5 protein-coding genes, 2 tRNA genes and 1 pseudogene are annotated in these 3,681 nt (G+C 36.0%); 5 read left to right on the top strand and 3 right to left on the bottom strand.

Going from position 1 to position 3,681, the window contains the following annotated elements:
- A pseudogene (locus tag BCG07_RS11245) lies at nt 1–191 on the bottom strand (solute carrier family 23 protein); the annotation flags it as partial.
- A gap of 119 nt (nt 192–310) precedes the next feature.
- Here BCG07_RS11245 and BCG07_RS11240 point away from each other — a divergent pair.
- The 3 genes from BCG07_RS11240 (at nt 311) to BCG07_RS11230 (ending at nt 2,007) form a co-directional block, all read left to right on the top strand.
- On the top strand, nt 311–766 hold the full coding sequence (locus tag BCG07_RS11240; protein WP_243533265.1) for a tetratricopeptide repeat protein: 456 nt from the start codon (nt 311–313) through the stop codon (nt 764–766).
- A gap of 288 nt (nt 767–1,054) precedes the next feature.
- Nucleotides 1,055–1,498, top strand: coding sequence for a SulA-like leucine-rich domain-containing protein (locus BCG07_RS11235; protein WP_006792358.1), 444 nt, complete (start codon nt 1,055–1,057; stop codon nt 1,496–1,498).
- 29 nt (nt 1,499–1,527) lie between these two features.
- Entirely contained in the window at nt 1,528–2,007 is a 480-nt protein-coding gene (locus tag BCG07_RS11230; RefSeq protein ID WP_286890187.1) for a YchJ family protein, read from the top strand.
- A 314-nt stretch (nt 2,008–2,321) separates the two neighbouring features.
- Here BCG07_RS11230 and BCG07_RS11225 read toward each other — a convergent pair whose 3' ends face one another.
- Nucleotides 2,322–2,624 carry a DUF6172 family protein gene (locus tag BCG07_RS11225; protein ID WP_006792356.1) on the bottom strand — a complete coding sequence of 101 codons (303 nt, stop codon included), beginning with the start codon at nt 2,622–2,624 and terminating at the stop codon, nt 2,322–2,324.
- 195 nt (nt 2,625–2,819) lie between these two features.
- Entirely contained in the window at nt 2,820–3,347 is a 528-nt protein-coding gene (locus BCG07_RS11220; RefSeq protein WP_039036723.1) for a VC2046/SO_2500 family protein, read from the bottom strand.
- A gap of 112 nt (nt 3,348–3,459) precedes the next feature.
- On the opposite strand from BCG07_RS11220, the gene BCG07_RS11215 reads away from it, so the two are divergent.
- Both BCG07_RS11215 and BCG07_RS11210 read left to right on the top strand, forming a co-directional pair.
- Nucleotides 3,460–3,544 (top strand) — tRNA-Tyr (locus tag BCG07_RS11215).
- Between the two features lie 49 nt (nt 3,545–3,593).
- Nucleotides 3,594–3,678: transfer RNA gene (locus BCG07_RS11210), tRNA-Tyr, on the top strand.
- Nucleotides 3,679–3,681: the final 3 nt, after the last annotated feature.

Here is a 3,681-nt window from a genome sequence, read left to right as displayed (position 1 = left end):
ATAAAACAACCTATTGCAGCAGCAATACAAGTAGCAACAAAAGCAGCACCTTGATCCATTCCCGCTTCTGCTAACATCGCAGGGTTCACGAATACAATGTAAACCATTGTGATAAAAGTAGTCATTCCGGCGATGCATTCTCGACGAACCGTGGACCCATTTTCGTTAATTTTAAATAAAGCTTCTAACATAATGAACTTACAACAATAAAAAGTAGCGAGATTTTATCATAAAAAGTATATTTTTCAGGACATTTTACCTTGCGATATACTAAACTATTGAAGTAGTTAACTATACCGAATGACAGCATATGATAAAAACCACACCAACAGGTTATGATTTAGAACAACAATTAGACAATATTTTGTCTTTTGTGACACAACCAGGCGATACTAATTCGTCACCTGAAAATGAAAACTCTCAACAAAGTACGCTGAATAAGGCGCTATATTATTTAAAAAATAACCAGCCTGCTTTAGCTGCAAAGTGGATGCGTTTATCGGCAATGTCAGGTGATCACCGAGGGCAATTTTATTTAGGCTTGTTTTTTGTAAAAGGCCAAGGTGTTCCACAAAGTGTATTTCATGGAGTTGCTTGGCTTAGCTTATCGAGTAGCCAGGGTCATGAGCCAGCTACAGTTGCGCTTGCTGATTTAAGAAAATATATAGAAACAAAGCGTTTTAAGGATGCCCAATGTTATGCAGCCAGTTTATATGAACAAATTCATCAATTACAATATGCCCATTTAATCCCCCCTGCCCCTTAGTAAAAGCCCGAAACTTAGCTCGTAAAAGTACTGTATACAATACAGAGCTATAATTTAAATTTATAAAAAACGTAAGCAAACCTTTTCAACCTGTATAAAAAACACTCACCCACTAACATTCCAATTTAAATAAAAGCGATAAATATCAACAATATAAACATTAAAATACATATCCTTAAAAATAGAATATAAATTTGTATAAAAAAATAGCAAAAAAACACTTGCGCCATAACACTGTATAAACTACTGTATATGTGTACTGTATATAAACCCAGTGAGCGAGATGATATGTTACAGCCAATAACCGTAAGAACAGTAAAAAGCTATCAACAAGACGAACTATCTGATTGTGTTAACGTGATTCAAATCGAAGATGATATATCGGCAACGTTTGAGCTGTTAAAGGTGCTACACCAGTACAATAGTTTAAATGCTTGGACTTTGTTAATCGCACCAGATCATGTTCCTAGCAAAGCTTTGCTTGATTCATGTTCAATAGACACAAGTAAACTATTAGTCATTAGGCAAAAGCATTTAGTAAATCTAGAATATGTACTGCGTAGCGCACTGCATAATGGTAACTTTGCAGCGGTCATTACATGGACTGATATGTTAAACAATCAGTTATTGAGCAACTTATCGCTTAACTTAAGTAACACAAAAACAAAGTTATACTGTTTTACTAAAAATTCTGACGTACTTGATATACCTTACATACAGCAAGCTTGCTAAAATGATGTTTTAAATCTTATGTAACAATTATGAATTATTTAAATATCAACACTTGCTTTTGTGGAAACCAAAAAAATTACGAAGATTGCTGTGAACCACTGCTATTAGGTGATAAACAAGCAGAAACACCCGAGCAGTTAATGCGCTCTAGGTATACAGCTTACGTACAAAAAAATGCTAAATACGTATACCAAACATATGCAAGTGAAAAGCAAGCTGAAAACCCTGTAAATGAAATTAAAGAATTTGCGACCAGTTGTCGATTTGTAAGCTTATCTGTTATTGAAACAAACAGCGATGAAAATAAAGGGGTCGTTGAGTTTAAAGCTACCTATTTTTATCAAAACCTATATTGTGTGTTACATGAGCGCTCTCAATTTATAAAAGAGCAACACCAGTGGCGATATCTCGATGGTATTATATTTCCGGTCGCTGATATAAAAGTTGGCAGGAATGATGATTGCCCTTGTGGCAGCGCAAAAAAATACAAAAAATGCCATAGCGCGTAATCCCCTCTTTTTAAGTGAAGTACATTATTTACTTCACTCCGTTGCTAATTAAATACTCACATTTAATGCATAGCTTCGTAAATTTATTAAACACAACTCCCTTTATAACCTTTTAGATTTAGTACTAACTCTATTAATGAAGTGGTTAATATTGAGGGAAATGTAGCATTAATAACAATTTAACAGTTAAAGCCCTAAAACGATGTAAAATACTTTGAGCTAGCTCAAAAGAAAAAAGCTTGAAGGTAATCTATAGGCATAAAAAATGGGCCAATGGCCCATTTAAATAATTTGATATGCACAAACGCTAATTATTACTCGTCGTTATCAAGGTCTAGCTGTTGACGCTGTGCAGGTTTTGCCAATATTTCTAAGTAAAAAGACATCAATTCTTGCTTTTCAATATCGCTAATACAGTTGCTGATTTCAGCTACATGAACCACTTGCGCATCTTCAACCGTTTTACCAAACTTACAGTCAAATGCCCAATAATCTGCATCTTCTGGTAGAGTTTTGTTGCGCTCTCTTTTCAAATATTTTTTCACTTCATGCTTTGCAGCATCAACCATACGAGGGTATTTGATTTTCTCGTGATTTAGCGTGAATGTTTTCTTCATTACGTTCCTAATTACCTTGGTTTAATGATAACGGCATTCATGTCATACCATTTGTAGCCATTATAGCAATTGCATTTAATTTTTGGATGCTTTTTTTACATTAAATCAATTTTTAGTCAATTCGGATTTGGTGCAGTCGTAAAATTTAATCAGTGATGGGTAGTGTAACTAGACACTATTTGATGAAATCATAAATTATGCCATCGTCAAATGTAATGGTTCACGCTGATTTACGTCTGTTAGAACGTCATAAAAGCCTGCGACATCCATTTTTGGATTATCTATTTCTATTTCGTCTTTTTGTAAACGCCTGCGCACAGCAAGTTCACAATTATCTATAATGGGTAGGGGTATGTGGTTTACATCATCTCTAATCGAAAAGGGCTCAGGGTTTAAACACTGATTTAGCTTTATATCGGCCATGCCTTTATTCTCACCAACCGAAGACAAACGCTGTGCATTAAACTGCCCAATTAGCATATTAAATTCACTGGGTGCTAATGGCTGCTTTGGTCCTGCTCCTAATTGCTCTCTTAACTGCGCCTCTTGAGTTGTGTTATCTTCAATTTCACTTTTAGGTAAATGAAATTGACTAAAATCTAAAGCATCTTGTGAAAGCATTGCTAACAGCAATGAAAATTCACCACGGCGGTCTGCATGTACACTTTGGTTTAACCGAGTACTTAATTGCTGCTCTGTGATTAACAAATCATCGATTTGCATAGACTTTAGCCGATTGGAATGAGTAATGAATATTTATCGGCTTTATTTAAATTTTCTTTAGCTTTTTTCTTTACTTAAAGGCACATTTTGCTATTATCTGCGCCGTTGCATTGGAGGGGTTCCCGAGCGGCCAAAGGGATCAGACTGTAAATCTGACGGCTCAGCCTTCGCTGGTTCGAATCCAGCTCCCTCCACCACTTTTCTTACCGCTAAGTTAAGTGGGGCCAAATGTAACAAAAATAGTGTGGAGGGGTTCCCGAGCGGCCAAAGGGATCAGACTGTAAATCTGACGGCTCAGCCTTCGCTGGTTCGAATCCAGCTCCCTCCACCACTT

This window comes from Pseudoalteromonas sp. ESRF-bin5 (genome assembly GCF_002632075.1).
Taxonomy (GTDB): Bacteria; Pseudomonadota; Gammaproteobacteria; order Enterobacterales; family Alteromonadaceae; genus Pseudoalteromonas; species Pseudoalteromonas marina.
The sequence above is the reverse complement of the archived record's forward strand: the minus strand, read 5'-3'. Positions and strand labels throughout refer to the sequence as shown.

What these genes read in the sequence shown, in the direction of transcription:
- BCG07_RS11240 (WP_243533265.1), top strand. Translation starts at nt 311, where the DNA reads ATGATAAAAACCACACCAACAGGTTATGATTTAGAACAACAATTAGAC.
- BCG07_RS11235 (WP_006792358.1), top strand. Translation starts at nt 1,055, where the DNA reads ATGTTACAGCCAATAACCGTAAGAACAGTAAAAAGCTATCAACAAGAC.
- BCG07_RS11230 (WP_286890187.1), top strand. Translation starts at nt 1,528, where the DNA reads ATGAATTATTTAAATATCAACACTTGCTTTTGTGGAAACCAAAAAAAT.
- BCG07_RS11225 (WP_006792356.1), bottom strand. Translation starts at nt 2,624, where the DNA reads ATGAAGAAAACATTCACGCTAAATCACGAGAAAATCAAATACCCTCGT.
- BCG07_RS11220 (WP_039036723.1), bottom strand. Translation starts at nt 3,347, where the DNA reads ATGCAAATCGATGATTTGTTAATCACAGAGCAGCAATTAAGTACTCGG.